At 70.0% G+C, this 26,303-nt stretch carries 24 protein-coding genes; 6 read left to right on the top strand and 18 right to left on the bottom strand.

The features are described from left to right. Positions 1-3: 3 nt before the first annotated feature. The 3 genes from AAHG09_RS11225 to AAHG09_RS11215 form a co-directional block, all read right to left on the bottom strand. A complete protein-coding gene (locus AAHG09_RS11225) occupies positions 4-1,965 on the bottom strand; it encodes a cytochrome C oxidase Cbb3 (RefSeq protein WP_342107199.1) in 1,962 nt (653 codons plus the stop codon). A 105-nt stretch (positions 1,966-2,070) separates the two neighbouring features. Next, positions 2,071-3,012, bottom strand: a complete 942-nt coding sequence (locus tag AAHG09_RS11220) for a 2-hydroxyacid dehydrogenase (protein ID WP_342107198.1) — start codon at positions 3,010-3,012, stop codon at positions 2,071-2,073. A gap of 93 nt (positions 3,013-3,105) precedes the next feature. Next, the gene (locus AAHG09_RS11215; RefSeq protein WP_342107197.1) at positions 3,106-3,393 is read right to left on the bottom strand and encodes a hypothetical protein; all 288 of its coding nucleotides are present in this window, start codon (positions 3,391-3,393) and stop codon (positions 3,106-3,108) included. Positions 3,394-3,551: 158 nt separating this feature from the next. On the opposite strand from AAHG09_RS11215, the gene AAHG09_RS11210 reads away from it, so the two are divergent. After that, positions 3,552-5,024 carry an MFS transporter gene (locus AAHG09_RS11210; protein WP_342107196.1) on the top strand — a complete coding sequence of 491 codons (1,473 nt, stop codon included), beginning with the start codon at positions 3,552-3,554 and terminating at the stop codon, positions 5,022-5,024. 58 nt (positions 5,025-5,082) lie between these two features. Here AAHG09_RS11210 and AAHG09_RS11205 read toward each other — a convergent pair whose 3' ends face one another. The 3 genes from AAHG09_RS11205 to otsB form a co-directional block, all read right to left on the bottom strand. After that, entirely contained in the window at positions 5,083-6,087 is a 1,005-nt protein-coding gene (locus AAHG09_RS11205; RefSeq protein ID WP_342107195.1) for a glucokinase, read from the bottom strand. A gap of 89 nt (positions 6,088-6,176) precedes the next feature. Further along, positions 6,177-6,581: a DUF4260 domain-containing protein gene (locus tag AAHG09_RS11200; RefSeq protein WP_342107194.1), complete on the bottom strand. Its 405-nt coding sequence runs from the start codon at positions 6,579-6,581 to the stop codon at positions 6,177-6,179. 16 nt (positions 6,582-6,597) lie between these two features. Further along, the gene (gene otsB, locus AAHG09_RS11195) at positions 6,598-7,341 is read right to left on the bottom strand and encodes a trehalose-phosphatase (protein WP_342107193.1); all 744 of its coding nucleotides are present in this window, start codon (positions 7,339-7,341) and stop codon (positions 6,598-6,600) included. Positions 7,342-7,456: 115 nt separating this feature from the next. Here otsB and AAHG09_RS11190 point away from each other — a divergent pair, with 115 nt between their 5' ends. After that, complete coding sequence (locus AAHG09_RS11190) at positions 7,457-7,966, top strand: DUF427 domain-containing protein (protein ID WP_342107192.1); 510 nt, start codon at positions 7,457-7,459, stop codon at positions 7,964-7,966. 52 nt (positions 7,967-8,018) lie between these two features. Further along, entirely contained in the window at positions 8,019-9,242 is a 1,224-nt protein-coding gene (locus AAHG09_RS11185) for a serine hydrolase domain-containing protein (protein ID WP_342107191.1), read from the top strand. Positions 9,243-9,249: 7 nt separating this feature from the next. Here AAHG09_RS11185 and AAHG09_RS11180 read toward each other — a convergent pair whose 3' ends face one another. From AAHG09_RS11180 to AAHG09_RS11150, 7 genes are all read right to left on the bottom strand, one after another. After that, entirely contained in the window at positions 9,250-9,861 is a 612-nt protein-coding gene (locus tag AAHG09_RS11180; RefSeq protein ID WP_342107190.1) for a DUF2147 domain-containing protein, read from the bottom strand. Positions 9,862-10,054: 193 nt separating this feature from the next. Continuing rightward, a complete protein-coding gene (locus AAHG09_RS11175) occupies positions 10,055-10,591 on the bottom strand; it encodes a GNAT family N-acetyltransferase (RefSeq protein WP_342107189.1) in 537 nt (178 codons plus the stop codon). A 171-nt stretch (positions 10,592-10,762) separates the two neighbouring features. Further along, entirely contained in the window at positions 10,763-10,963 is a 201-nt protein-coding gene (locus AAHG09_RS11170) for a hypothetical protein (RefSeq protein WP_342107188.1), read from the bottom strand. 105 nt (positions 10,964-11,068) lie between these two features. Beyond that, positions 11,069-12,172, bottom strand: a complete 1,104-nt coding sequence (locus AAHG09_RS11165) for a helix-turn-helix transcriptional regulator (RefSeq protein WP_342107187.1) — start codon at positions 12,170-12,172, stop codon at positions 11,069-11,071. 635 nt (positions 12,173-12,807) lie between these two features. Next, a complete protein-coding gene (locus AAHG09_RS11160; protein WP_342107186.1) occupies positions 12,808-14,418 on the bottom strand; it encodes an efflux transporter outer membrane subunit in 1,611 nt (536 codons plus the stop codon). Position 14,419: 1 nt separating this feature from the next. Further along, positions 14,420-15,994, bottom strand: a complete 1,575-nt coding sequence (locus AAHG09_RS11155) for a DHA2 family efflux MFS transporter permease subunit (protein ID WP_342107185.1) — start codon at positions 15,992-15,994, stop codon at positions 14,420-14,422. Next, a complete protein-coding gene (locus AAHG09_RS11150) occupies positions 15,991-17,454 on the bottom strand; it encodes an efflux RND transporter periplasmic adaptor subunit (protein WP_342107184.1) in 1,464 nt (487 codons plus the stop codon). The genes AAHG09_RS11155 and AAHG09_RS11150 overlap by 4 nt, the downstream gene beginning before the upstream one ends. 126 nt (positions 17,455-17,580) lie before the next feature. Between AAHG09_RS11150 and AAHG09_RS11145 the strand changes: the two genes are divergently transcribed. Both AAHG09_RS11145 and AAHG09_RS11140 read left to right on the top strand, forming a co-directional pair. Beyond that, a complete protein-coding gene (locus tag AAHG09_RS11145; protein ID WP_342107182.1) occupies positions 17,581-18,228 on the top strand; it encodes a TetR/AcrR family transcriptional regulator in 648 nt (215 codons plus the stop codon). A gap of 278 nt (positions 18,229-18,506) precedes the next feature. Beyond that, positions 18,507-19,235 carry an HWE histidine kinase domain-containing protein gene (locus AAHG09_RS11140; protein WP_342107180.1) on the top strand — a complete coding sequence of 243 codons (729 nt, stop codon included), beginning with the start codon at positions 18,507-18,509 and terminating at the stop codon, positions 19,233-19,235. 80 nt (positions 19,236-19,315) lie between these two features. On the opposite strand, the gene AAHG09_RS11135 is transcribed toward AAHG09_RS11140, so the two are convergent. Further along, positions 19,316-20,629, bottom strand: a complete 1,314-nt coding sequence (locus AAHG09_RS11135; RefSeq protein WP_342107179.1) for an MFS transporter — start codon at positions 20,627-20,629, stop codon at positions 19,316-19,318. Positions 20,630-20,808: 179 nt separating this feature from the next. On the opposite strand from AAHG09_RS11135, the gene AAHG09_RS11130 reads away from it, so the two are divergent. Beyond that, complete coding sequence (locus AAHG09_RS11130) at positions 20,809-21,960, top strand: dimethylmenaquinone methyltransferase (protein WP_342107178.1); 1,152 nt, start codon at positions 20,809-20,811, stop codon at positions 21,958-21,960. A 38-nt stretch (positions 21,961-21,998) separates the two neighbouring features. Here AAHG09_RS11130 and lptB read toward each other — a convergent pair whose 3' ends face one another. From lptB to htpG, 4 genes are all read right to left on the bottom strand, one after another. After that, positions 21,999-22,862, bottom strand: coding sequence for an LPS export ABC transporter ATP-binding protein (lptB, locus tag AAHG09_RS11125; protein ID WP_412760017.1), 864 nt, complete (start codon positions 22,860-22,862; stop codon positions 21,999-22,001). Next, positions 22,859-23,521, bottom strand: a complete 663-nt coding sequence (locus AAHG09_RS11120; protein WP_342107176.1) for an LptA/OstA family protein — start codon at positions 23,519-23,521, stop codon at positions 22,859-22,861. The genes lptB and AAHG09_RS11120 overlap by 4 nt, the downstream gene beginning before the upstream one ends. After that, positions 23,518-24,261, bottom strand: coding sequence for an LPS export ABC transporter periplasmic protein LptC (lptC, locus tag AAHG09_RS11115; RefSeq protein ID WP_342107175.1), 744 nt, complete (start codon positions 24,259-24,261; stop codon positions 23,518-23,520). Before lptC ends, AAHG09_RS11120 begins: the two co-directional genes overlap by 4 nt. Before the next feature lie 209 nt (positions 24,262-24,470). Further along, positions 24,471-26,303 (bottom strand): molecular chaperone HtpG, encoded by a 1,833-nt coding sequence (gene htpG, locus AAHG09_RS11110; RefSeq protein ID WP_342107174.1) that lies wholly within the window; start codon positions 26,301-26,303, stop codon positions 24,471-24,473.

The raw sequence follows: 26,303 nt of genomic DNA, 5'->3' as shown, positions 1-26,303 counted from the left end.
TGCTCAGGGCGTTGCGGCCGGCTCCGTCAGGCGATCGACCGAGAGCAGGTAGGCGATCAGCGCCGTCTGCTCGTCGGGCGACACGCCCGCGCCGGAATCCGCCCAGAAGGCGTGCCCCTTCCCGGTAACGCGGGCGGTCCGCGCGGTATCCGAGGCCGCGTTCGCGGCCACCACCTTGGCGCGCAGATCGCGGTCGACAAGGGCCCGCAGGCTGTTGGCGGGATCCGGGGCGATCCCCTTGTAGAGGGTGCCGGGGACGCCGAGCTGGGTGTCGGCGTCGCGGCCGACCGCCACGCCGGCATCGTGCAGGTAGGGCGCCGTCCAGGCGAGGCCGACGAGGTTCGGCACCTTGTAGCCGCCCTCCGTCCCGCCCTGCCCCCAGGCGAGCTGGACCTGGGCCTGCTGATCGCCCGCGAGCGGCACCGGGACGACCGTGGGCTTCTCGGGCAGCGGGAACGGCGTGCCGATCGCGAACATCGCGGGCGGCGACAGGCGGGCTTCCATCTTGGCGCCGGCCCGGGCGCGGGTCGGCTCCGTGCCGATCTCGGCCTCCGGAATGACCCGGTGGTTGGTGAGCGCCGGCCCGGAATGGCAGGCGCCGCAGCCGGCCTTCTCGAACACCGCGCGGCCGGCGCGCACCGTCTCGGCGTCCTGGCCGGAGGCCGGCGGATGCAGCAGGTTCTGGAACGCCGACATCGCGTTGTTGGCGTGGTTGGCGGGCTCGCCCGGAACCGAGGCGAACAGGCCGTTGTCGGTGACGTAGTTGGTGGCCGGATAGGTCGGCAGCACCGCGTAGCTGTTCAGCCCCGGCGAGGCCGGCGTCGGATCGACGCTTTTGAGCACCTCGGACGGGCTGCGGCTGCCGTCCGGCTTGTAGCGGAACGCGTCGTTGGCCGAGCCGCGCAGGACGATACCGAGATATGTCTCCGCATCCATGCCGAACAGCCAGGGGGCGGCCGCAGCCAACTGGGTGGTATCGGAATTGGCCGCGTGGACGTTGTTGTTGAGCGACGACAGGCCCGCGAAGGGGCCGATCGCCTCGCGTCCGCTCCAGCTGTAGGGCTCGCCGTAGGCCGAGAAGCTCGACGGGATCGAGGTCGGGTTGGTGACCCGGTCGGCCGAGGAGTCGAAGCTGCCGGGCGGCCAGCTCGCCACCTGCACCTTGGTGGCCGCCTCCACGGCCGCCGCATCCGGCAGCGCCGGACCCGTCGTGGTCGAGCCGGTGTGCTGCGGGTCGGCACTCGGCCGCGCATCGGCCTCCGGCACGCTGGCGTGCATGAAGTAGGCCGAGGAATTCTTGGCGAGCGCCATCAGCAGCCCGGCGTTCAGATCGATGTTGGGCGCGCCCTCCACGACCTTGCCGGTGCCGGGATCGACCGCGGCGTGGCAGAGCGCGCAGGTGATGCCCATGCGCAGGTGGCCGCGATCGTAAAAGGTCTTGATGCCGATGATGAAGGCGCCGCCCTTCGGCACATCGAGCCCGGTGGGGACCAGCTCGCCCTTCTTGTAGACGCGCTCGCCCACGCGCATGTCGCGCGCCATGGCGACCTGCAGGTTGGTGGTCCCCTGCCCGCCGAGCTTGGCAACCGCCAGGGCGACTTCGGTCGGTGTCAGGCCGCCATCGAGCATGCCCATCACGTCGGAGAGGAAGACCTCGTTGCCGAACGTCTCCTGGTAGAAGGCTTGGCGTCCGCGCTCGACAATGGCCGGATCGATCGCTACGGCGGTCCCGCCCGGCGCCAGTTCCTTTCGGCCGCTCTCCGTCGCGTTCAGGCGATCCGCCTCGGCCCGGGAGACCCGGCGCCCGAGGATGTCGAAGGCGGTCTGGATCGGATACCGGTCGCCGTTGAGCAGATCCGCCCGGTCGGGCATCGGCGCATAGCTGAAGCGCCCGAGGGTCGCGGTGGCGCCGACCGCGACGGCGGCGACACCGGCGACGATCAGAATGCGGCGTGGCCAGCCCATGGTGCGTCAGAATCCTTCCGGATCCGCCGGCGCAAGCGCGGCGGTCGGGCATAAACACGCCGATACGGCCTGGGTTCACGCCCGCCGGCAGGACGGGGTGTCGCGTCAGTAGCCCCGGGCGGTGTCGATGCCCTGCGGTGGCTGCCCGGTCCGCCGGTACACCCGAAGGTTGTCCGCTACCGTGCCGGCGGCCGAGGGCATGTCGGTCGGCCCCGAGATGTGCGGCAGGACGGTCACGCCCGGATGGGACCAGAGGGGGGACTCGGCCGGCAGCGGCTCGACTTCGAACACGTCCAGCACCGCGTGCGCGAGGTGGCCGCTGTCCAGCGCGGCGATCAGGTCCGCCGTCGCCACGATCGGGCCGCGGGCGAAATTGATCAGCGAAGCGCCGGGTTTCAGCGCCGCCAGACGCTCGGCGTTGACGAGGCCGCGCGTGTCCGGCGTCAGCGGCACGAGACAGACGAGGATGTCGCAGCGGCCGAGCATGGTCGGCAGCGCCTCCATGCCATGGAGCGCCTCGATGCCGGGAACGGATTTCGGGCTGCGGCTCCACCCGGTGACGCGAAAGCCCGCCCCAAGGAGGCGTTCCGCCGCCGCGATCCCGAGGGCGCCGAGGCCGAGCAGGCCGACTGTCGTGTCGGCGGGCTTCCGGTAAGGATGAGGCCGCCAGAGGCCGGCGCGCTGCTGACGCGCATAGGCCGGCATGTCGCGCTGGAGGTAGTAGGTCCAGGCCAGAACCGCCTCGGCCATGGTGCGGGCCATCTCGCGGTCCACCAGCCGCACGATCGGCAGGGGCCGGTCGAAGGCGCTGACCAGCCGCTCGACGCCGGCCCAGAGGCTCTGCACCCAGACGAGGTTCGGCAGCGCCGCGACCTCGGCGGGATCCGGGTTGGCCACGATGGCGACCTGGGTGGCATCCCGCTCGGCCTGCTCCATCAGCCGGAACGGGACGATCCGCTCCTCGGGCATCGCGGTCGCAAGGACATCCAGGTATTCCGCCTCCTGCGTCTGCCCCTTGCACCCGATGAGGACGATCGCCTCTGCCATTCCCGACTCCGTACCGACCCCGGCCGCGCGGGCCGCACCGCGCCAAGCAGGCGCTGTGCCCGATGCGCGGCGGATCGCCAATCGGCCGCGGGCTCAGCGTGCCTCGATCAGGGCCGGATAGACCAGGCGGACACGGCGTTTCTCCTCGGGGACCGGGTGGTCCGTGCGGCTCCGGATGCTGCCGGTCGTGCTCGGCATCGCCGGTTCGGTCGGCCGCAGGCGCCAGCGGTCGGCAGCCGGCATCTCGATGCGGGGCTTGGGCCGCTCAAGACGACCGTCGGCGCTCTGCGAGGGGACGGTCGCGAGGCCTGCGAGCGTCATCAGTCCGAGCATCGCGACGCGGGCGAGGCGGCGACGGGGGGAGGCAGATCGGGAGGGCATGGCGAGGCACCGCGTGGACCGCTCCGGTCTGCCCGCAGCAAATGAAGATGTGCGCGAACCGAATCGTTTCCCAACCCGTTCCCAACATCTGCCTGGGGTTTCGGTAAACGCGGGCTGTGCAGGCACAGTAAACGGCCCGTGCGGGAGGATATGCGCAGATGACGAGCAAGGTCGAGGGAAGCGCCGGAACGCCGGAACGGGCCGAGATCGGCCGCGTGATCGATACCGACATCTCGGCGCGCCTCGACCGATTGCCCTGGGGCCGGTTCCACGTGCTCGTCATCGTGGCGCTCGGCATCACCTGGGTGCTCGACGGTCTCGAAGTGACGCTGGCCGGCTCGCTGGTGGGCGCCCTGCGGCAGCCGCCGATGTCCTTCTCCGAGTTCGACGTCGGGCTCGCCGCCTCCTGCTACCTCGTGGGCGCGGTGACGGGCGCGCTCGGCTTCGGCTGGCTCACCGACCGGATCGGCCGCAAGAAGCTATTCTTCATCACGCTGGCCCTCTACCTCGTCGCCACGGCGGCGACCGGCCTGTCGTGGAACGTCTGGAGCTTCTGCCTCTTCCGCTTCTTCACCGGCGCCGGGATCGGCGGCGAGTACACGGCAATCAACTCGACCATCCAGGAGCTGGTCCCGGCCCGCGTGCGCGGCTGGACGAACCTCGTCATCAACGGCTCGTTCTGGATCGGCGCAGCGCTCGGCTCGTTCATGTCGATCGTGCTCTTGAAGCCCGAGGTGATCGACCCGGCCTGGGGCTGGCGGGTCGCCTTCTTCACGGGCGGCGCCATCGGCCTCGTGATCCTGCTCCTGCGCACCTGGATCCCCGAGAGCCCGCGCTGGCTCGCGACCCACGGCTATGCGGCGGAAGCCGACCGGGTCGTCACCGGTATCGAGAAGCGCTTCACCGACGAGGGCGTAACCCTGCCGCCGGTGGACGAGAGCAAGCGCATGAAGGTCCGCACCCGCGACCACACCCCGCTCTCAGAGGTGTTCAGGGCGCTGTTCGTCACGAGCCGCAAGGAGACGATGGTGGGCCTCGCGCTGATGATCGCGCAGGCCTTCTTCTACAACGCGCTGTTCTTCACCTACGCACTGGTGCTGGAGCGGTTCTACAATGTGCCGGGCAACCATGTCGGCTGGTACCTGCTGCCCTTTGCGCTGGGCTCGTTCCTCGGCCCGCTGCTGCTGGGGCGGCTGTTCGACACGATCGGCCGGCGCAAGATGATCGCGTTCACCTACGGGATCTCGGCGCTGCTGCTCGCCGCCGTCGGCCTGCTGTTCCGCCTCGACGTGCTCGGGCCGGTCGGCCAGACCGGCGCCTGGATGGTGGTGTTCTTCTTCGCCTCGGCGGCGGCGAGCTCGGCCTACCTCACCGTCTCGGAGACCTTCCCGCTGGAGATCCGGGCGCTCGCCATCGCGGCCTTCTACGCGGTGGGCACCGGCATCGGCGGTGTCTCGGGCCCGCTGCTGTTCGGCACGCTGGTCGAGACCGGTTCGCGGGACTGGGTGCTGTTCGGCTACGGGCTCGGCGCGGTCCTGATGCTGGTCGCCGCGGTGGTCGGCGGGATCTGGGGCACGGCGGCCGAGGGCAAGTCGCTGGAGGATGTGTCGAAGCCGCTGGCTGCGGCTTGAGCCCGGGTCGGCGGCACCGATCTCTGCACGTAGCGCGAAGGCAGTGGCGGCGTGTCGGTCACGCCCCCTTCCGCCACACCTGCCCGTGATAGACGAAGGTCCGGCCCTCGTTGGCGAGAGCGGCGAGGCCCTGGAAGGCGGGGTCCTGAACGGTGATGACGCTGGTCGGGATCTTGCGCATCATGTCGACGAAGGGCGCCTTCCGCTCGAAGGCGTCCCGAAAACCGCTCTCCTGCAGCACCTTGACGATCCGGGGCGCGATGCCGCCGCCGATATAGACCCCGCTGGTGGCGAGGAAGGTCAGCGCGAGGTCGCCGCAGACGCGGCCGAGCAGCCGGCCGAACAGCTCCAAGGTCTCGGCCGCGTGGGGGTCTGAGGCATCGAGCCCGGTCTCGGTCACCGCCGCGGGGTCGATCTTCTCGTGGGGCTGCCCCGTGCGGACATGCGCCACCGCCGCGTGCAGCCGCGCTAGCCCGGGGCCGGACAGGACGGCCTCCACGGTGATCCGGTCCTCGACGCGCTCCAGCGCGTGCCAGACCTTCTCCTCGAAGGCGTCGGCCGGGCCGAAATCGGTGTGGCCGGCCTCGGTGGAGACGATGGCGAGATGCGTGGTGTACGGCACCAGCGCCGCGGCGCCGAACCCCGTGCCCGGGCCCAGCACGACGCGCGCACCGCCGGAGACCAGCGGGCACGGCCCGATCGGCGTGAGATCGTGCGGCTCGATGCCGGCGGCGCCGGCCGCCACCGGCACGTAATCGTTCACCACCACCGCGGAGGACAGTCCGAAGTCTTCGGCGATGCGCTGACCGGCGATCTTCCAATGCGCGTTGGTGAGCTGGATCTCGGGCCCGTCGACCCGGCCGGCGATCGCCAGGATCGCCGAGCGCGGCGGCGGCAGGTCACCGCCCTTGGCGAGGGACGCCTTGATGGCGCTCGACGGATCGGGATGATCCGCCGTCGCCTCGTGCGAGAGCAGCCGGGGCTGCCCGCCCTGGGCCTCGATCAGACCGAAGCGGGCATTCGTGCCGCCGATGTCGCCGACCAGGACCGGAAACTCGAACATCGCAGGGTGCCTCCGCGCACTGGACCGCCGATGAGGGTCCTTCGCCGTGTGTCCCCGGTGGGGCAAGCCCCGCCGGATCTCAAAACGCCTTATCGCGGCGTGTTCGCCGTTGCGCGTGCCCGGCCGATCGCACCGAGATGCGTATCGCCGAAGCCGCTGGCGTATTTCAGTCCGTATCCGAGCATCCGATCAAGCCCGATATGGGCAAGCCAGATCAGCGTTAGCCCGACGAGGTGGGATTGACCGAGGGCCGCCGCGGCGCACAGGCCGATCAGCGGCAGCGTCACCGTATGGACCGTGTTGTACGCGATGGCGCCCGGGCGGGGGCCGGCCGCGTAGCCCACCATGCTGAGATCCGGGGCGAACAGCAGGGCGGCGAAGGTCCACCAGGACTGCCCGAGCCAGGCATAGGCCGCGATCGCGCAGGCGAGCAGGCAGGCCCCCTCGATCCGCAGGATGATCCGGGGGCCGCCGCCCACGAAGCCGTCCGACATCGCGACGTCGCTTCGATCAAGCCGCCGGCAGGGAGGCCGGATCGATCGCGCCCCCGGCGGCCCAATCCCGCAGCAGGGCGCGGACGGCGGCCGGGTCGGGCAGGCGATGCGTCGCGACGGTCTCGCCGTCACCGACCCGCACGGCGATGCCGCCGTCCGCCTTCACCGACGCGAAGGCGATCTCATCCGTCCGGTCGTCCCCGAGGAAGACCGGGACCCGCCCGCGATACGGGCTCTCCTCCATGAAGGCGCGGATCGCGTGCGCCTTGGTGGCCTGCGCCGGCACGATCTCACCGACCGCCTTGCCGAGCTGCAGGCGGTAATCCGCGCCGAGCGCGTCGGCGGCAGCCTTCACCAGCGCCTCGGCGCGGGCCGCATCGTCGGCGCTGGCGAGCCGCCAATGCACCGCGACGGAAGCGCCCTTGTCCTCGATCAGGACGTTCGGCAGCGCGGCGCTCTCCGCTTCCAGCCGCGCGGCCTGCCGGCGCAGGTCGGGATGGTCCTCCGCCCGCCCCCCGCTGAGGGTTCCGCCGAGCCGGCGCTCGACGCCGTGCAGCCCGGCGGCGTCGAGGCGCGCGGGGGCGAGGAAGCCGTCGATCACCGAGACCGGGCGTCCGGTCACGATCGCCAGCGCACCGCCGAGGCGTTCGCGCAGCCGCTCCAGCGTCTCCACGAGGCCGGGCTCGACCACCACCGCATCCGGCCGGGGTGCGATCTCGGCGAGGGTGCCGTCGAAGTCGAGGAAGAGGGCGATGTCCATCGCGAACGATCCCGGGCTCGTGTCTCGGCCCCGGGCTAGCACGGGCAGTGCTCCCGACAAACGGCGTCGGGGGCGCCCTATATCGCGTCACACAAGCTTTGAACGGGGATCCCGCATGATCTGGCCGCCGACACGCCCCACACCGGATCCGGTCAAGCCGGGCGAGGAGAGCGTCTGGGACTATCCGCGTCCGCCACGGCTCGAGCCCGTGAGGCAGCGGCTGCGCGTGGTGCTGGGCGGCGCCGTGATCGCCGAGACGGAGGCCGGCTTCCGGGTGCTGGAGACCTCCCACCCGCCGACTTACTACCTGCCGCCCGGCGACATCGCTCCGGGCACGCTCGTCAACCCACGGCGCGGCGGCATCTGCGAGTGGAAGGGCCAGGCGCGCCTGTTCGACGTCCAGGGCGGCGACGGAACCGTTCCCGGCGCGGCCTGGACCTACCCGGACCCGACGCCAGATTTCCGCGGGATCGCCGGCTACGTGGCCTTCTACGCGGGGCCGATGGAGGCCTGCTTCGTCGGCCCGGACCGGGTCGCGCCGCAGCCCGGCAACTTCTACGGAGGCTGGATCACGCCCGGCATCGTCGGCCCGTTCAAGGGCGCGCCGGGCACGATGGGCTGGTGATTTTCATGATCCGCCCCCTTACGCTTTCGGATCGTATCGACGTGGAGACCGCATGAGCGCGCTGACCGACACCGATCCCAAGGCCGCCGGCTTCGATCCGGCGGCGCTCGCCCGCATCGAACCCTGGATGGACCGCCTCGTGGCGGAGGGGCGGCTCGCCGGCCTGTCGGTGACGGTGGCGCGGCGGGGGCAGATCGCCTTCGCGCGGGCCTGCGGCCAGGCCGACCTCGCCCGGGGGACGCCCTTCACCCTCGACACGGTGACGCGGATCTACTCCATGACCAAGCCGCTCACCTCGGTGGCGGTCATGCAGCTCTACGAGCAGGGCCTGTTCCAGCTCGACGATCCGATCGCGCGCGTGCTGCCGGACTTCGCCGAGATGCGCGTCGCGGTCGGCGGCAACCGGGCGAAGATCGAGACCGAGCCGGCGCGCCGACCGATCACCGTCCGGGATCTCCTCACCCACACGGCCGGCCTGACCTACGGCTTCATGGAGGCGACGCTCGTCGACGCACAGTATCGCGAGCACGGGATCGACTTCCTGGCGCGCGAGGGCACGCTCGCCGAGATGACCGCCCGGGTGGCGCGGTTGCCGCTCCTCGCCCAGCCGGGCAGCGCCTGGAACTACAGCGTCGCCACCGACGTGCTCGGCCAGTACGTGGCGACGGTCAGCGGCCGGCCCTTCGCCGATTATCTTCGCGAGAACGTGATCGCGCCGCTCGGCATGGTCGATACCGACTTCCACGTGCCGCCCGCGCGGATGCCGCGCTTCTGCGCCACCTACGCGTATGACCGCGAGCGCCGGCTTCGCCAGTTCGACGATTCCGTCGAGACGGCCTTCGCGCAGCCGCCCGCCATCGCGTCGGGCGGGGGCGGCCTCGTCTCGACGGCCGCCGATTACCAGCGCTTCTGCCGGATGATCCTCAATCGGGGCACCCTCGACGGTCATCGGCTGCTCGGCCGCAAGAGCGTCGATCTGATGCTGGCGAACCACCTGCCCGGCGACCTCGCCGCGATGGGGACGCCGCGCTTCGCCGAGACCTCCTATACCGGGATCGGCTTCGGGCTCGGCTTCTCGGTGATGCTCGATCCGGCCCGCGCCCAGATCCTCGGCTCCCCCGGCGAAGTCGCCTGGGGCGGCCTCGCCTCGACGGCGTTCTGGATCGACCCCGCCGAGGATCTCTCGGTCGTGCTGATGACGCAGCTCGTGCCGTCCTCGGCGCTGCCGATCCGGCGGGAGCTGCGCGTCCTGGCCTACGCCGCCCTGGCGGCGTGAGCGCCGCTCACTCCTGAGCGGGCGCCGCCGTGGCGGGCTTCGGGGCGGGCTTCGCGGCGGCCTTGGCGGCCGGCTTTGCGCCGGCGGTCGCGTATTCCGGATCGCTGTGCGGACCGTTCGGGCCGTTGGTCGGACCGGGGAGCTGACCGGGGGCGAGGTCGGTCACCTTGGTCCAGGTCTGCGACTTGCACAGGAACGCGATGAGGCAGCCGCGGACCGTCAGCTCGCCCGGCGCATCCGTCCAGATCGTGACGTCGTAGGACTTGCCGTCCTCCGAGTTGTAGATCTTGCCCTCGTAATGCGCGTCGGCATTGGGCTTCAGGCCCATGATCAGCTGGTGGCCGAGCGACGGGCGCATCTGCTTCTTCGGATCGGGGTTCTTGAAGTCGATCCGCGGCTCGCCCTTGTCGTTGAGCGGGACCTTCAGCCAGACCACGTAACCGCACAGGCGGTCGGCCGCGGTGCCGCACTTCTCGAGACGAACGCGGGCGCGCCCATCCTCGGTGAGATACGTACCGCTCGGATCGGCCGGGGTCGCGGCATGCGCCGCGCCCGCCAGCGCCGTGAGCGCCAGGATCGCGAGCGGCGCAATCCGGCGACCGATCGAAGAAAACCGCATACCCGAAACTCCTATGCCTCGCGGGCCTGGGGGGACCGGACCGCTCACGTGCGGGAAGGCCTCTCCCACACGTCATCGCGTCCGCACCGGGTCGAAAGCACCGGGTGGCACGCGCCTCTGCCCCGCCCTGTCCCGCGCGAAGTTGTCCGCATCATGACAGGACAGCCCAGGGCTGAAAGCTGCCGCCCCGATGCTAACCGCCCAGGCGCGTCGGCGGTGTTCCACGGGCGGGGCCGAGGGGACGCTGCATCAGGGTGACGTCGAGCCAGCGCCCGTGCTTGTAGCCGACGCCCGCCAGGGTGCCGACCGGCGTGAATCCCAGCCGCGCGTGCAGCGCCGTGGAGGCGGGCGAGCCGCTCTCGGCGATGATCGCGACCATCGCCCGGAAGTCGATCCGCTCGCAGGCGGCGATCAGGGCCGCGAGCAGGGCGCCGCCGATCCCGCCGCCCCGGGCGTCCCGCGCCACGTAGATCGAGTCCTCGACGGTCGAGCGATAGGCCGCACGCTGGTGATAGGGACCGGCATAGGCATAGCCGATCACCGCGCCGTCACGGACTGCCACCAGATAGGGGAAGCCGCCGTCGCGCAGGATGCGGAAGCGCCGGGTCATCTCGTCGAGGCTCGGCGGATCCGTCTCGAAGCTCACCGTGCTGGTCTGGACGGCGTCGCCGTAGATCGCCGTGATGCTCGGCAGATCGGCTTCGGTGGCGGGGCGTATCGCGTCGGACATGCGGATCGAGCCTGAGCCGGGAACACCGGCGGAGCGGTCCCCTGCGTTCACGGCAGACGACGCCTCCGTCAAGGGTCGCCAAACGCGGCGAAGCCGGATCCCCGGCCTGGGGACCCGGCTTCGCGATGTCGGGAAGGCGCCTCAGCGACGCCCGCCCCTCAGGGCAGGGCTTCAGCCCTGCTTGGCCTTCTTGTTGGCGTTGTGGTGGCCGATAGCGCAGCCCGCGGCGGCGCCCATCTTGCCGTGGCCGGCCATGTGCCCGGCCACGCCGCCGACCACCGCGCCCTTGAGGCAGCCCTTCGCCTCGGCCGGCGCGCCCACCAGGAACGCGCCAACGGTCAGGGCGGAGATCAGTGCGATCCGATGGGTCATAGGTTTCTCCTGAAGATCAGCGATCAATCGGGATGCAAACGGCTGCGCGGGCCAAGCCGTTCCGTCCCCGACCGCGCGGCCCGGCGCGCTGCGCCGCAGAGGCGATCAGCGCGCGAGCCCGGCCACCAAGCGGACGAGGTCCGCCTGACGGGTTGCACCGGTCTTGGCGAAGATCGCCTTCAGCTGCGAGCGAGCGGTCGCCGCCGTGATGGCGAAGCGCGACGCGGCCTCCGCGAGGGCCTCGCCGCCGGACAGGGCCTGGGCGAGCCGCGCTTCCGCGGGCGTCAGCCGGTAGGCGGCCTGCAGGATCGCCGCGGCCGGGACCGGTGTCGCCCCCGGCACCCGGCACAGGAGCAGCGTCCGACCGCCGGCGAACAGGCTCCGGCTCGGCCCGACCAGGGGCACGACGTGGATCACGACCGGCTCCGCGTCCCGCCGCGCCACCACGACGGCCGAGAGCGGTGCGCGGCCGCACGGGCGCACCAGGGCTTCCAGCTGGCGCGCCGCTTCCGGATCCTCGGCGACTAAGCGTCCGCCCACAAGCTTCAGATCAGGCCCGAGGAGTTCCGTGAACGCCGTGTTCCAGCGCAGAGCCTTCCCCTCGGAGTCGAGGATCAGCGCCGCGCGCTCGATCGTGTCGAACGCCTGGGTCAGTCCGGCGAGCCGTGCCTTCTCGATCATCAGGGTGAGGAGGCCCGCCCGTCGGAGCAGCGGCGACAGGGTCGCCAGCCGCCGCTGCTCCTCGGCCTCGTACGGCCCCTGCGCCACCGTTCGCTGCAGCGAGAGGCACCAGAGCCGGCCCTTCACCTCGAATCCGACGCCGGCGAACCAGCGCAGGCCGCAGGATCCGAGCAGGTCCCGATAGTAGGGCAGCCGGGCGATCTCGTCGGGCGAGGTGAAATCCAGATCGACCGTGACGCCGCGCGCCCGCAGCGTTGGGAGTCCGCGCAGACGATGATCCTCCCGGCACCAGCCCTCGTCGAAGTAGCGGCGCGCGGGTTCGGCCAGGGACTCGGTGCACAGCGCATCGAGCCCGGTCCGATCCGTACGTAGGAGAAGGGCCCCGACGCTGCCGGAGCTGCGCGATACACGCTCGATCAGGTCGGGCCATCGCGCCGCGTCGATCACGGCGTCCTCGAGATCCTCCTGAAATGCCGCCTCCAGATCGTCGCGCAGGCCAGCGACGTCATCGTGTTTCAGGCCGGGCATCAGACCGGTCTCCAAAAATTCCTCTGCTCCGAGCACATCGCCCGAGGCTCATATGTGCATGTTTTGAAACCAAAATATACTCAAATTTCTATTTGTATACGGATATACGTAATAATATTTACATCCTATTCAACTCGAAATTGGTTTCGCTCGAGGGCGCAAGGTGCGATAGCTGTGATCACACCCGACCATTGCTTCGCATATCGGGCTGACCGCCCACCCCTTCGCGACGGGCCAAAACATCAAAACGGAACGCTTTGGTTCTGCTGCGCGACGTCGACCGCTCGGCAGCGCAGATTTGGCGCCGAAGCGCGGCACCAGAATTTATGCAGTTGGCGCCACGCGCGAGCGTCCTCGCCGTAGCGTCTCGGCATTCCGACGTTCTGTAGAGCGTCACACCAGACGAACGCGGGGCCCTGTGGGGGCCACGGCGGCTCACGCCCGGGGCTCCACGACGTCGGCAATCGCAGGGTGAACGGGTCGGAGCGCCAGCGTCACCCTACAGAGCAACGTCGGCGAGGACACGTGCCTCTAAGTCCAGCCTCCGCGCCTAAGGGCGGGACATGGGTGCGCGGACTTCGCGTCCGGTTGGCTTTGTCGGCCGGGCCGCCGCCCCTGACAGACCGGAGCGGCGCTCAAGGGGTCGGCGCGCCGCCCCCGGCCTGCGTGAGATCGGACGGCGGGATCGAAACCCGCGACAGGTCGAGCGGCGGCGTGCGGCCGGCCGGAAAGGTCGCCTGCCAGCCGCCGCCGAGGGCCTTCGACAGGGCCACGAAGTCGGTCGACATCGCGGCCGTCGCCTGGACGAGATTGGTCTCGGCCTGCAGCACGGTCTGCGAGGCTTGGAGGACCGTCGTGAAGATCTCGACGCCCTGCGTGTAACGCGCCCGGGACAGCGCCAGCGCCTGCCGGGCATCCGCCACCTGCCGCGCCAGCCGCGCCCGTCGGCCCTCGTCGCCCTTCAGGGCGGCCAGCGCATTGACGACGTCGTGCCAGCCCTGGAGCACCGCCTTCTGGTAGGCGATCGCCGCCTCCTGCTGACGGGCGCGCTGGAGCACCAGATTCGACTTCAACCGGCCGCCCTCGAACAGCGGGATGGAGATCGACGGCCCGATATTCATGTATTGCAGGGACGAGCCCCGGAAGATCTTGGCCGGATCGATGGCGTTGACGACCGGGCTCGCCGTCAGCGTCACACTCGGGAAGAACTGCGCCTCGGCAACCCCGATCTCGGCGACCGCAGCGTGCAGGTTGGCGTCGGCGCGCCGAATGTCCGGGCGGCGCAGCACGAGGCTCGACGGCACGCCTACCGGGATCCGGGGCGGCACCGGCGGGATCGCCCGGCCGGTCACCAGATCCTGCGAGAGGGCAAGCGGCGGCTCGCCCAGGAGCAGCGCGATGGCGTTGATCTGCTGGACCGCCTGCTGCTGCAGTTGCGGCAACTGCGCCTTGATCGCCTCGACCTGCTGGGCGGCGTTCGACGTGTCGAGGCCGGTGACGAGCCCCCGCTGCTGGCGGATCCGCACCACATCGAGGATCTGCTCGTTCACCTTGATGTTGGCGAGGTCGATCCGGATCTGCTCCTGCGTGCCGCGCAACTGCACATAGTCGCGCGCCAGCTCGGCCTGACTCGACACCAGCGCGTCACGCCGCTGCTCCGCGGCGGCGTCGGCCTGCGCCTGGGCGGCTTCGACGGAGCGGCGGACCTTGCCCCAGAGGTCGAGTTCCCACGAGGCATCGAAGCCGAGCGTGTAGCTCTCGAAGCCGTTGGTGAGCGGCGCCGTCGGATCGCCTCCCCCCGTGAGGCCGCCGAGCGAGTTGGACAGGAGGCCGATCGTCCCGTTCTTGCTGAACTGCTCTCGGTAGGCGCTGCCCTGGCCGTTGAGGGTCGGCAGCCCGGCCGCCGCCGCGGTGCCGAGCTGGGCGCGACTCTGGAACAGGCGGGCCGTCGCGGTCTGCACGTCGAGGTTCTGTGCGGCGACGCGCTCCTCCAGGGATGCCAGGACCGGATCGCGGAAGGCGAGCCACCACGCCACCGCCGGCTCCTCCGGGCTGGTGCGGGCGAGGAGCCGCAGCGGGGTCCGGGCCGGCAGGCCGGTGTCGAGGTAGTCGCTCGACTCCGTGAGCGGCGCGGCCGGCGGCAGGAAGTTCGGGCCCACCGTGCAGGCCGACGCAGCCGACAGGGCGAGGCAGGACAGCGCGCGGACCATGCCGCCGCGCAACGACGGGGTGCTGCGGGAGGTCATGTCAGTGTCCACCCCCGCCGCCCTGCGCGGTCTTGGCCGAGATCAGCAAGCACAGCGGCACGACCATCAGGGCGATGATGGCGGTGTATTGGAAGACGTTGCTGTAGGCGAGGACCTGCGCCTGCTTCATGTAGGTCTGATAGGTGTGCGCCACGGCCTGCTGGTGCACCGTGGAGGCCGCACGGCCCAGCGACCGGAGTGTGTGTTCGCTCTGTTGGATGAGCGTGTTGTAGCCATAGCGCAGCGGCGTCATGAACCCCGACAGATGCGCCTGATCGGCCTGGGTGCGCTCGGTGATGGCCGCGGTCGAGAGCGAGATCCCCAGCGAGCCGAAGACGTTGCGGAACATCGAGAACAGGGCGGCGCCGTCGCTGCGGTATTTCTGCGGCAGGGTCAGGTAGGCGATGGTCGAGATCGGCACGAACAGGAAGCCGAGCGCGGCGGTCTGGAGCGAGCGCATCAGCACGAGCGTCTTGTAGTCGATGTCGGGGGCGAGCCGGCTCGAGTAGAACAGGGCCCCGGCCATCAGGGCGAAGCCGAACATGACGATGAAGCGCGTCTGCACGACCTTCATGAGCTGGCCGACGATCGGGATCAGGATGATCACCACGATCCCGCCCGGCGACAGGATCAGGCCGGATTTCAGGGCCGTGTAGCCCAGCACATTCTGCGCGAATTGCGGGATGACCACGGCGCTCGCGTAGAGCGCGAAGCCCATGGCGCCGATGAGCACGCAGCCCATGGCGAAGTTCTTATCCTTGAATACGTCGAGGTTGATGATCGGCTTCTTCGCCGTCAGCAGCCAGCAGATCGCCCCGAACACGCCGAGGAAACCGATGACCGACATGGTCCGGATGAACGGCGAGGCGAGCCACGCATCGTCCTCGCCGCGGTCGAACACGATCTGCAGGCAGCCGATGCCGATCACGATCAGCGCCAGCCCGATATAGTCGATGCCGCGCCCGGTCTTGCGCTTCTCCTGCTCGGAGGGCGGATCCTGCACCAGGAACGCGTTGGCGATCACCGCCACGATGCCCACCGGCACGTTGACGAAGAAGATCCAGCGCCAATCGAGGTGCTCGATCAGGTAGCCGCCGAGCGTCGGCCCGAGCACGGGCGCCACGATGGTGGCGACCGCGGTCACCCCGAAGGCCGCCCCGCGCTTGGCGGGCGGGAAGGTGTCGAGGATGATCGCCTGCTGGCTCGGCTGCAGGCCGCCGCCGAAGAAGCCCTGCATCAGGCGGAACACGATGATCTGCCCGAGGCTCTGCGAGATGCCGCACAGGAACGACGACACCGTGAACATCGCGATGCAGACCAGGAAGTAGCGCTTGCGCCCGATCGTGTCGGAGAGCCAACCCGCGATGGTGAGCACGATGGCGTTGGCGACGAGGTAGGCGGTGAGCGTGTAGGTCGCCTCGTCGCCGGAGGCCGCGAGCGACCCGGCGATGTAGGGCAGCGCCACGTTGACGATCGTGGTGTCGAGGATCTCCATGAAGGCGGCGAGCGTCACCGTGATGGCGATCAGCCACGGGTTGTAGGCCGGTTTCCAGCCCTGGTTCGGGTCGCCGCTCATTTGAGCATCACCGTCGGCTCGACACTGATGCCGAGGGGCAGCGGCTCGTCCTTCCGCAGCCCGGAATCGATCACGATCTTCACCGGCACGCGCTGGACGATCTTGATGAAGTTGCCGGTGGCGTTCTCGGCCGGGAAGGCGGAGAATTTCGAGCCCGATCCGCGCTGGATCGAGTCGACGTGCCCGTGCAGGTCGAGGTTGGGGTAGGCATCCACCGTCATGGTGACCTGCTGGCCGGGTCGCATCCCGTCGAGCTCGGTCTCCTTGAAGTTGGCGGTGACCCAGACATCGGTGGTGACCAGCGACATCACCTGCTGGCCCGCCGTGAGGTAGTCGCCGGCATTGACGTTGCGCTTGGTCACCCAGCCGTCCTGGGGCGCGCGCACCACGCTCCATTCGACGTTCAGAACCGCCTGGTCGAGCTGGCCCTTGGCCTGCTCGGCCTGCCCCTCGAGCTGGTCGAGCTGCTGCTCGGACTGGCCGATATTCTGCTGGACCGGCGTCGCCTGGATGACCCGGGCCTCGGCCTGCTCGACCTGCGCTTTCGCCTGCTGGTAGTTCGCCGCCGTCGTGTCGACATCCTGCTGGGTGGTGGCGAGCTTCGGCAGGCTCTTCTGGCGGTCGTAATTCGCCTGCTGCAGGGCGAGGTTCGCCTTGGCGGAGGCGAGGTTCGCCTGCGCGAGCGACAGGGCGGCCGGAAAGTTCTTCCGGGCGATCTGGACGCCGAGCGTCTGGTTGGCGATCTGGGCCTTGTTCGAATCGAGCTGACCCTGCGCCTGCTCCTGCCGGTAGAGGTACTGCCGGGGATCGATGTGGAACAGCGGATCGCCCCTGTGGACGAACTGGTTGTCGGTGACGTCGAGGGTGACGACCTGCCCGGCCACCTGCGGCGCGATGCTGACGATGTTGCCGTCGGTATAGGCGTCGTCGGTCGAGGCTTTGCCACGGGTCGTCAGCCAGAAGTACAGACCACCGCCGATCATCAGCACGACGACGACGGCGGCGATGCCGTACACGATGGGCCGGCGCTTGCGGCGGCGTTCGGCGTCCTGATCCTTGCCCTGATCCTTGCCCTGATCCTTGCCGGTTCCCTGTTCCTTGTCCGAAGCCCCGTCGCCGTTCGGCTTGCCCGACCCCTCCTTCCGGTGGGGCTCCTCGTCCTGTCGGGACCTGCGCTGCCCGTCCTCTTCCGGGTGACCCCCGTCGTCGCGACCGGCCTCCCGGCGGTTCCGTTGTCGCGTGTCCTGACGACCGTCTTCGCGGCTCTCCCGCCGGTCGCGTTCGGGCTCGTCGTCGAACGCCCCCCCGATATCGCCGGAGCGGCGGCGTTCCGCGCCATCGGATGCGCGCGCCGCGCGACGCCCCTGCTCGTCGGTGTCGGATCCAAGTTCGATGTAGTCGCGGCGGTCGCGCGGCCGTCCGGAGGAGCGCGGGCGGCCGCCCGCATCGTCGTCGGTCATGACTCGAATTCGCACACCCTGCCGGGCGCGCAGCCGGTGGGAACACTCGATCGCGCGGTCCGCTTGCCGTATGGACGATCGACATAACCGAACCCGGCGGTTCGGATGTGCGGGGGTGAAGGGTCGATGTCAAGCGCCGCGGGGATGGACCGGAAGGCTGCGCGCGGACCGATTCCACGCGGGGCACGGCGGCGCGCCGAGATCGCGCAGGCCGCCGAGCAGGTATTCCTTCAGCATGGCTTCGCCGAGACGACGATGCAGAGCGTTGCCTGGGCGGCCGAGTGTTCCAAAGAGACGCTCTATCGCCACTTCGGCAGCAAGGAAGAGCTGTTCATCGAGGTGGTGAACAACCGCAACAACCACGTTCGACAGGCCCTCGACGCGAGTCTTGAAAGCGACGGACGTCTTCCGGACGTCCTACGATCGGTCGGTATTGCGTTGCTGGAAATCATGTGCAGCCCGACCGTGGCCGCCCTCGCTCGCATGATCGTGAACGAGACTCACAGGCATCCGGCCCTCGGCGAGGCGTTCTACGCGATGGCGCCGGGCCGGACGCTCCAGAAGCTCACCGCCTACCTGACGGAGGCCCGGACGCGCGGCACCTTCACGGGCGACGATCCGGCCCGGGCGGCGGAAATCTTCACGGGCAGCATCGTGGGCAAATTCATACCGGTGATGCTGTTTACCCCGAACCGCTTCGCCATCGACGCGGGCCAGATCGAGGGTCATGTCGATGAGGTTGTCCGGGTCTTCACCGCGAGCTACGCGATCTGATCCGAAACCGGCAGGGCGAGCGCATCCCATACCTCGGAGATGTCGGATTCGAACGGGCGCGGAAAACGGCCCTCCCGGGCGGTGGCCGATGCGCTCCCGCTGAAGCCCGCTGACGCGGTCACCGCTTACGAGATGGCGGGCTGGTGTCACTCGATCGCTCACAACGCATCTTCGATGCCCTGACCGGCCGGTTCCGATGGCGTGGCCGTGCCGAAGACTTGAACGATACTCCTCGACCCGTAAGAGTGGGCAGACACGGACATCTGCGGAGTGCCGCCATGACCGATCCAGGTGATCTGGAGGATCGGCTCGCTGCCCTGGAAGCCGACAACGCGCGCCTGCGCCGGCTGCTGGATGCGGCGGGGGCGCCCGACAGCCTGCGTCACGGCCTGCGCAACACCATGGCGATGATGCGCACGATCATGCACCGCTCCGCCGAGAAAGCCCGCGATGTCGAGGACTATGTGGCGCATCTCGATGGTCGCTTCGGCGCCGTGATGCGCGTGCAGGCCGCCACGGGCGTCGTGGGCGAGGCGGACCTGCACAGCCTGATCTCGGACGAGCTGATGTTCCACCTCGTACGGGAGGGCGAGCAGGCCACGATCGCCGGCCCGCGGGTGCGGCTCCGGCCGAACGCGGCGCTGGTCCTGGCGCTGGCGCTCCACGAATTGACGAGCAACGCGGTCGAGCACGGCTCGCTCGCCCTGCCGCAGGGTCGTGTCGACGTCCGATGGGCGGTCCAATCGTCGGGTGAGGCCGGGACGATGCTCCAGCTGCAGTGGAAGGAGCGGGGTGGCGTCGCACTGGGCGATCCGAGCCGGCGCGGATTCGGCACGGAGGTGCTGTCCGAAACCTTGCCCTATGAGTTCGAGGCCCGGACCGCGCTCGATTTCGAGGCCGACGGATTGCACTTCCGGATGCGCCTGCCGCTGGTGCAAACGATCGGCTGCGTCGTCGCCGACGATGCGGCAGACGTCGCACCCGTTGCCGAGATCGCCGAGGCCTGACGGCGTTCACCGGCTCTACGGGATCCTCGGCCAGCGCGTCGGGGCACAGGCTACGCGCCCGGTCGGCGTGCGATCCGAACCTACGCGACGGGGCGCAGGTTACCCGTAAACCCCTCAACCGGATCCTCGTCGGCGATCGGGTCCTGGATCAGGGTCCAATAGCCGAGGGCGGCCACCAGGGCGATCACCGCGCCGGTGATGAACGCCATCGAGAAGTGACCCGTCCCGCCGACGATGTACCCCGTCACCATCGGCGCCAGCGCTCCGCCGATGTAGCCGCCGAAATTCTGCATCGCGCCGAGCGAGGCGGTGCAGCTCGCCGGCGCCGCCACCGAGGCCATCGCCCAGGCGGCCGAGGAGCTCATGTAGACGAGGAAGAGCGAGGCCGAGATGCAGGCGATGGCCAGCGTGTCGCTCGGGGTGAGCGCCGCCACCACCGTGCAGGCGGCGGTCGCCACCAGGGAGGCCGCCATGGGGATCTTGCGGCTGCGGATCGGATCGACCCCGCGGCGCACGAGCATGTCGACCACCCGGCCGCCCAGGATGCCGCCCATCACGCCGAACGCGAAGGGGATCGAGCCGACGAGCCCGGTCTTCTGCAGGGTGAAATGCCGCTCGATCTCCAGGTAGCTCGGCAGCCACGCGGTGTAGAGCCATGTCATGTAGATGCAGCCGAAATAGCCGACGATCATCCCCCAGCTGGTGCGGAAGCCGAACAGCCGCCGCCACGCGCTCCAAGTGACCGGCCGGCTCGCGTTCGGGGCATCGCCCTCCTCCAGGAAGGCACGCTCGGCCGGCGTCAGGTTCGACTCGCGGGGATTGCGGAACACCGCGTAGACGATCGCGGCGAGCACCAGCCCCGCCGCCCCCATGATGACGAACATGGCCCGCCAGCCGAAGCTCACCATCAGGAAGGTCAGCAGCGGCAGGGCGATGAAGGTGCCCAGCGAGGAGGCGCAGTTCCAGATCCCGGTGGCGGTGCCGCGCTGGCGGATGTTGAACCAGTCGCGGGAGACGCGGGCGCAGGTCGGGAAATGCGGCGCCTCGCCGATGCCGAGCACGATGCGCGCGCTGATGAACTGCCAGAACGAGCTCACGGCGCCGCCGAGCATCTGTCCGAAGGACCAGCAGGTCAGGCCGAGGGTGAGCGTCAGGCGCGGGCCCAGTCGGTCCGCCAGGGCGCCGGCCGGCAGCTGTGCGAAGGCGTAGGCCCACAGGAAGGCCGAGAGCAGCAGGCCCATATCGGGGATCGAGAGGCCGAGATCCTCCCGGATCAGCGGATTGGCCACCGCCAGCGTCGCACGGTCGACGTAGTTGACGACCCCGGCCGTCACCAGCAGCGCGAGCGAGACGGACTGGATGCGCTTGACGCGCGGTGAAGCGGCCAGGGCCATGGCGTTCCTCCGGGATGACGGGCCCATTCGGGGCTCCGGGGCCACCCGGTCGTTTGCGACTCAATGGCGGCCCGCGGGCATTCTGCACCGAACCCCGCCGGACGGAAGAGCCACCCCTCGCCTCTGAGGCCTCGCCGTCGTAGACCGCCCTCCTCCGTCACCCTTCGAGACAGCTCCGCGTGCGCCTGATCCAGATCACCCATCACGACCTCGACGGCTACGGCGCCTCCACGGTGGCGGCTGCCTGCGCGTCGGTCGAGCGCGTCGTCCACGTGCCGCGCTACAGCGATGTCGGTCCGGTCCTCGAGGACGAGATCAAGCGCCTCGGCAGGGCAAGCGAGGGTGAGATCCTGCTGATGACCGACCTCGGCCTCGAGGAGCAGACCATCGCGGGCCTGAAGAAGTTCGCCGCGCTCAACAAGCGCCGCGAGGAGGGCCGGAAACACCGCCTCGTCGTCCTCGATCACCACGCCTCGTCCCTCGACCAGCTGCGGCGCCTCGGCCTGGAGCCGGCCGCGGACCCGGCAAGATCCGGCCTCAACCGGGTCGACCTCGGCGATCCCGAGATGTCCGTGCTGATCGAGGAAGACCTCTGCGCCACGCGGATGACCTTCGAGCATCGGGCGCTGTTTGCGACGCACGAGCCGGCGGCCGACCTGTCGAGCCTGCTGGCGGCGGTCGACGCCCTCGACCTCTGGCGCAAGGAAAGCCCCGCCTTCCGGGGCGGTCTGGCGCTCGACGAGCTGTTCTGGGAGACGGTGTCGAGCTTCATCCCGGTCGGGCATCCCTGGCACGACCGGTTCGTGTCCGACATCCTGCTCGCGGCGGCCGAGATCCTGCGGACGGGGGCGAGCCCGGCCGAGCTGGAGCAGCGGGCCACGGCGATCCGCACCGGCGTGGTCGATGCGCTGCTCCGCGAGGCGCCGGACGACGACCCTGCGCTCACCACCCGCATGCGCCTCGCCCGGGCGCTCGCCCGCTCGGACACCCTGTTCCGCCCGCTGAAGGACGGCACGCTCCTATCCTTCGCCCTCGACTCGGGCACGTTCCAGCGGGTCTCCGACCTGATCATGGATGCGGGCCGGGCGAAGCGCGTGGTCAACGTCCAGCGGATGGGCACGCTGTCGTTCCGCTCGAACGACGGGACCGCGCTCGACGGCGCCCGCCTGTTCCGCGGCGGCGGCCATCGGGACGCCGCGGGCGGGCGGCTGCAGAGCGGCTCAGCCTTCTCGATGACGGACGCGATCGCGCAGGTGGAGCCGGTGCTGAACCCGGAGAAGCCGGCAGGGTCGGATAGCCCGTTCGCGGCGCTGAAGAACTGGAAGGGGTGAGCAATCGCTCACCCGGCCCCGCGGGCGCGGCGGCAAGCTTAAAGCCTGAAATCCTCGCCGAGATACAGCCGCCGCGCCTCGGGGTTGGCCACGATCTCCTCCGGCGTCCCCTCGGTGAGGATCCGGCCGGAATGGGCGATGTAGGCGCGGTCGATTAGGCCCAGCGTCTCGCGCACGTTGTGATCGGTGATCAGCACGCCGATGCCGCGCTGCTTCAGGTGCTTCACCAGATCCTGGATGTCGCCGACCGCAATCGGATCGATGCCGGCAAACGGCTCGTCGAGCAGCATGAAGGTCGGCGAGGAGGCGAGCGCCCGGGCGATCTCGCAGCGCCGCCGCTCGCCGCCCGAGAGCGCGATCGAGGGCGACTTGCGCAGGCGCGCGATGTCGAACTCCTCCAGCAGGGAATCGAGCTTGCGCGCCCGCTCCTTCCGGTTCGGCTCGGCCACCTCCAGCACGGCGCGGATGTTGTCCTCCACGCTCAGGCCCCGGAAGATCGAGGCCTCCTGCGGCAGGTAGCCGATGCCGAGCCGCGCCCGCTGATACATCGGCAGGTGGGTGATCGGCAGGCCGTCGAGGGTGATGTCGCCGCGATCGGCCGCCACCAGTCCGGTGATCATGTAGAAGATCGTGGTCTTGCCGGCGCCATTGGGCCCGAGCAATCCGACTGCCTCGCCGGTGCGGACGGTCAAGCCCGCCTCGTGGACCACGGTGCGGGCGCCGTAGCTCTTGCGCAGGCCGCGCACGCAGAGGATGCCCGGTCCGCCCATGTCGGCCACGGACGGGTCCTCGGACGCGGCCCCATCCGGCGGGCGCGACCGCCGGCCGAACAGGCGCCCGAGCCAGCCGGCCCGGGCCGCCGGCTCCTGCGGGCTCGCCTGGAACGCCACGGCGCCGCTCAATCGACCTGCGCCTTCGGCTTGGGCGGCGGCGGGGCGCAGCCCTTGGCCTTGCCGTCCCGGGCGTCGGCCTTCTCGCCCGGCACGAACAGGGCCGAGACGCGGCCGCCGGCCACCGGGTCCATGTTGGCCCGGCCGGAATTCATGTCGTAGACGAGCCGCTGCCCGCGGGTGACGTTCTGGCACTGGCTCAGCACGACATTGCCGGTGAGCACGATGCGCTTGGCGTCCTGATCGAACACCGCGTGGTCGCCGGTGGCGACCTGATCCTTCTGCACCACTGTCACCGGGCCGGCGCAATCGACCTTCTGGATGCCGTTCTCGGCCGGGTTGCGCGGGGCCGCCGCTTCGGTGCCCTCACCCTTGGCGTCACCCTTGTCCTTGCCCGGCGCGTCCTTGCCGCGCTTGTAATAGACCGTCATGGTCGAGCACCGGATCGTGCTCTCACCCTGCACGGCCACGACGTTCCCGGCGAAAATCGCCTTGTTCTCCCGGTCGAACACATCGAGCCGGTCGGCATCGATCTTGATGGGGTCCTTGCCGCTGCCGCCGATATTGCCGAAGGGCGAATCCTTCCGGGCCGCCGGCTTCTCGGCCAGCGCCGGCGCGGCGAGCAGCAGGCATGCCGCGAGGGCAGCGGCCAGGGTGCGGGGGGCGCTCATCGCGAACCGTCCGCGGGCTGTGCGTCCGAGGTCTGGATGCGCAGGGCCGATGTCTCAGCCGGACCGTCGTGCGGCCCGCCGCCCTGGTCCGCATCGACGATCACCACGTGGACGTTGCCCACGAAGGAGATTCGCTTGCCGCTCTCGACCACGTCGAGGGTATCGGCGTTCACGGTCGCGCGCGGGCTCGACACGGTGACGGGTTCCTGGGACGTGATCGAACCGGTCTTGAAGGTCACGGCCGCGGAGCGCAGGCGCGCCTCCTCGCCCTTGTCGGTCCAGATCCGGATGTCGTCCTTGAGGTCGAGGGCCTCGCGGGCGCTGTCGAACAGGCCTGAGGTGGCCGAGAGCCGGGCGATGCCGCCGTTGTCGTCGGTGGCGATATGGCCGCGCATCTGCTGCAGCTCGATCAGGCTGGGCTTGCGCACGTCCTGCAGGGCGGCATCGGCCGTCACCTCGTAGCCGCGGGTGCCCTGGCGGAAACCGGCAAGGCGCGGATTCTCCATGCGGACCTTCGAGCCCGCCAGCGTCACTTGGCCGACCGAGACGCCCGGAAGCGTGGCCGCGAAGGGATTGAACAGGTAGGCGAGGAGCAGCGCCACCGAGCCGCCGGCCGCCACCGGGATCAGCCGGCGCATCGTGCGCACGCGGCCGCTGTGGCGGTACGCCCGGGCATGGGCCCGGGTCCGCGCCGCCGCGACCGCCTGTCTGGTGCCGGCTTCAGCCTCGACCGGGTTCATGCAGCGTCCGTGAGGCGCGGCAGTCCGCGCGCGAAAGGGATCGGATCAGACGCCTGCGGCCCCCACCGCGCCCGCGCCACCGGCCGGGCAATGCTCCCGACCGGTGGCGAAGTTATGGCTTGACCATTTCCGTTTGATCAACCGGACTTATCGAAGTTCTCACGGCATGTGCGCCGACACACGCCGCGAGGCCGGACCGGTGCTGCGCCTCAGGCGCCCCGGGCCGCGGCCAGGGCCGCCGCCACGGTGCGGGCGAAGGCCGCCGGATCGCGCGGACTGTCGCCGTCCTGGATGCGGGCGAGGTCGAGCAGCGTCCCGGCCGCCTGCGGCACCTCCGATTCGGGCGCCGCGGCAAGCGCGCGAATCAGCGGGTGGCGCGGGTTGATCTCCAGCACCGGCTGCCCGGCGCCCGCGCGTCCCGCGCGCCGCATGAGCCGCTGCATCTGCAGATCGGGGCCTCTGGTCCCGGCCGAGAGCACGACCGCCGAATCGACCAGCCGGTCGGTGGTGCGCACGTCCGAGATCTCGCCGCCGAGCGCCGTCTTCACGGCGGCCACGAAGGCGTCGATGCCCTCGGGAGCCTCCGGCTGCTCGCCCTCCAGGGCGAACTTCGAGAGGTCGAGCCCGCCCTTGGTGATCGACCGGAGCGGCTTCTCCTCGAAGGTGCCGAGCTGGTCCGGCCAGAAGGCGTCGACGTGATCGGAGAGGAGCAGCACCTCCAGCCCGCGCGCCTTGAAGCCCTCCAGCTGGGGCGATGACTTCAGCGCTTCGGCATCGTCGGCGACGAGGTAGTAGATCGCCTCCTGACCGTCTTTCATGCGGGACACGTAGTCGGGCAGCGAGGTCCAGCCCTCGACCGCCGAGGAACGGAAGCGCAGCAGGGGCGCGATCTCGCCCCGGCGCTCGAAATCCTCGTAGATGCCCTCCTTGAGGACAGGGCCGAAATTCTCCCAGAACGACTGGTAGCCCTCGGCGTCCTTCGCGCGGGTGGCGAGTTCGGACACGACCCGGCCGGTGACGGCCCGGCGGATCCGCGCCAGCGCCGGCGTCGATTGCAGCATCTCACGGGAGACGTTGAGCGGCAGGTCCTCGGTGTCGACCACGCCCTGGACGAAGCGCAGCCACGGCGGCAGCAGCTCGGCCTCGTCGGTGATGAACATCCGCCGGACATGCAGGCGGACCTTGCTCTGCCGCTCGTTGTCGAGCGCCTGGAACGGCTTCGAGCCCGGGATGAACAGGAGTGCTGAGAATTCGAGCTGCCCCTCGGCGCGCCAATGGAGCGTCGCCCAGGGCTTGTCGAAGTTCATGCCGATCGAGCGGTAGAACTCCTCGTACTGCTCCTCGGTCACCTCGGATTTCGGCTTGCGCCAGAGGGCGGTGCCCTGGTTGGCCGATTCGTCCTTGCCGTCGCGCACCACCGCGATCGGCACGGTGATGAAGTCGGCCCATTTCCGCACGAGATGGTCGAGCCGGTACGGCTCCAGATACTCGTCGGCATCCGCCTTGAGGTGGAGCACGATGTCGGTCCCGGGCTCGGACCGCGTGGCGGGCTCCAGCGTGTAGTTGCCCTGCCCCTCCGACGCCCAGGTCCAGGCCTCGTCGCTGCCGGCGCGGCGCGACGTGACGGTGACCCGGTCGGCCACCATGAAGGCCGAGTAGAAGCCGACGCCGAACTGGCCGATCAGGCTCGGCCGGTCCTCGACCTTGGCGGATTCGAGCGTCTGCGAGAAGGCCCGCGTGCCGGAGCGCGCGATGGTGCCGAGGTTGGTGGCCAGATCCTCCTTGGTCATGCCGATGCCGGCATCCGAGACGGTGAGGGTCCGCGCCTCCTTGTCGGGGGCGATGCGGACCTTGGCGTCCGGCGGCAGGGCGCTCGCCGCCGAGGTCAGGGCCTCGAACCGCCGCCGGTCCATGGCGTCGGCCGCGTTGGCGACGAGTTCGCGCAGGAAGATCTCGCGGTCGGAGTAGAGCGCGTGCACGACGAGGTCGAGGAGGCGTCCCACCTCCGCCCCGAATTCATGCCGCTCGATCGTCTCGCTCAC

It is taken from the genome of Methylobacterium guangdongense, assembly GCF_038442355.1.
Taxonomy (GTDB): Bacteria; Pseudomonadota; Alphaproteobacteria; order Rhizobiales; family Beijerinckiaceae; genus Methylobacterium; species Methylobacterium guangdongense.
Note: the sequence above shows the minus strand (reverse complement) of the source record. Positions and strands in the feature narration are given on the sequence as shown.

Excerpts from the sequence above, each read along its gene's own strand:
- AAHG09_RS11150 (WP_342107184.1), bottom strand. The coding sequence starts at position 17,454 with ATGACCGACGACGATGCGGGCGGCCGCCCGCGCTCCTCCGGACGGCCG.
- lptC (WP_342107175.1), bottom strand. The coding sequence starts at position 24,261 with ATGAACCCGGTCGAGGCTGAAGCCGGCACCAGACAGGCGGTCGCGGCG.
- AAHG09_RS11180 (WP_342107190.1), bottom strand. The coding sequence starts at position 9,861 with ATGCGGTTTTCTTCGATCGGTCGCCGGATTGCGCCGCTCGCGATCCTG.
- AAHG09_RS11165 (WP_342107187.1), bottom strand. The coding sequence starts at position 12,172 with ATGCCCGGCCTGAAACACGATGACGTCGCTGGCCTGCGCGACGATCTG.
- AAHG09_RS11145 (WP_342107182.1), top strand. The coding sequence starts at position 17,581 with ATGTCAAGCGCCGCGGGGATGGACCGGAAGGCTGCGCGCGGACCGATT.
- AAHG09_RS11225 (WP_342107199.1), bottom strand. The coding sequence starts at position 1,965 with ATGGGCTGGCCACGCCGCATTCTGATCGTCGCCGGTGTCGCCGCCGTC.
- AAHG09_RS11120 (WP_342107176.1), bottom strand. The coding sequence starts at position 23,521 with ATGAGCGCCCCCCGCACCCTGGCCGCTGCCCTCGCGGCATGCCTGCTG.
- AAHG09_RS11155 (WP_342107185.1), bottom strand. The coding sequence starts at position 15,994 with ATGAGCGGCGACCCGAACCAGGGCTGGAAACCGGCCTACAACCCGTGG.
- AAHG09_RS11220 (WP_342107198.1), bottom strand. The coding sequence starts at position 3,012 with ATGGCAGAGGCGATCGTCCTCATCGGGTGCAAGGGGCAGACGCAGGAG.
- AAHG09_RS11200 (WP_342107194.1), bottom strand. The coding sequence starts at position 6,581 with ATGTCGGACGGCTTCGTGGGCGGCGGCCCCCGGATCATCCTGCGGATC.
- AAHG09_RS11140 (WP_342107180.1), top strand. The coding sequence starts at position 18,507 with ATGACCGATCCAGGTGATCTGGAGGATCGGCTCGCTGCCCTGGAAGCC.
- AAHG09_RS11205 (WP_342107195.1), bottom strand. The coding sequence starts at position 6,087 with ATGTTCGAGTTTCCGGTCCTGGTCGGCGACATCGGCGGCACGAATGCC.
- AAHG09_RS11175 (WP_342107189.1), bottom strand. The coding sequence starts at position 10,591 with ATGTCCGACGCGATACGCCCCGCCACCGAAGCCGATCTGCCGAGCATC.
- AAHG09_RS11210 (WP_342107196.1), top strand. The coding sequence starts at position 3,552 with ATGACGAGCAAGGTCGAGGGAAGCGCCGGAACGCCGGAACGGGCCGAG.
- AAHG09_RS11170 (WP_342107188.1), bottom strand. The coding sequence starts at position 10,963 with ATGACCCATCGGATCGCACTGATCTCCGCCCTGACCGTTGGCGCGTTC.
- AAHG09_RS11135 (WP_342107179.1), bottom strand. The coding sequence starts at position 20,629 with ATGGCCCTGGCCGCTTCACCGCGCGTCAAGCGCATCCAGTCCGTCTCG.
- AAHG09_RS11190 (WP_342107192.1), top strand. The coding sequence starts at position 7,457 with ATGATCTGGCCGCCGACACGCCCCACACCGGATCCGGTCAAGCCGGGC.
- AAHG09_RS11160 (WP_342107186.1), bottom strand. The coding sequence starts at position 14,418 with ATGACCTCCCGCAGCACCCCGTCGTTGCGCGGCGGCATGGTCCGCGCG.
- otsB (WP_342107193.1), bottom strand. The coding sequence starts at position 7,341 with ATGGACATCGCCCTCTTCCTCGACTTCGACGGCACCCTCGCCGAGATC.
- AAHG09_RS11215 (WP_342107197.1), bottom strand. The coding sequence starts at position 3,393 with ATGCCCTCCCGATCTGCCTCCCCCCGTCGCCGCCTCGCCCGCGTCGCG.
- AAHG09_RS11185 (WP_342107191.1), top strand. The coding sequence starts at position 8,019 with ATGAGCGCGCTGACCGACACCGATCCCAAGGCCGCCGGCTTCGATCCG.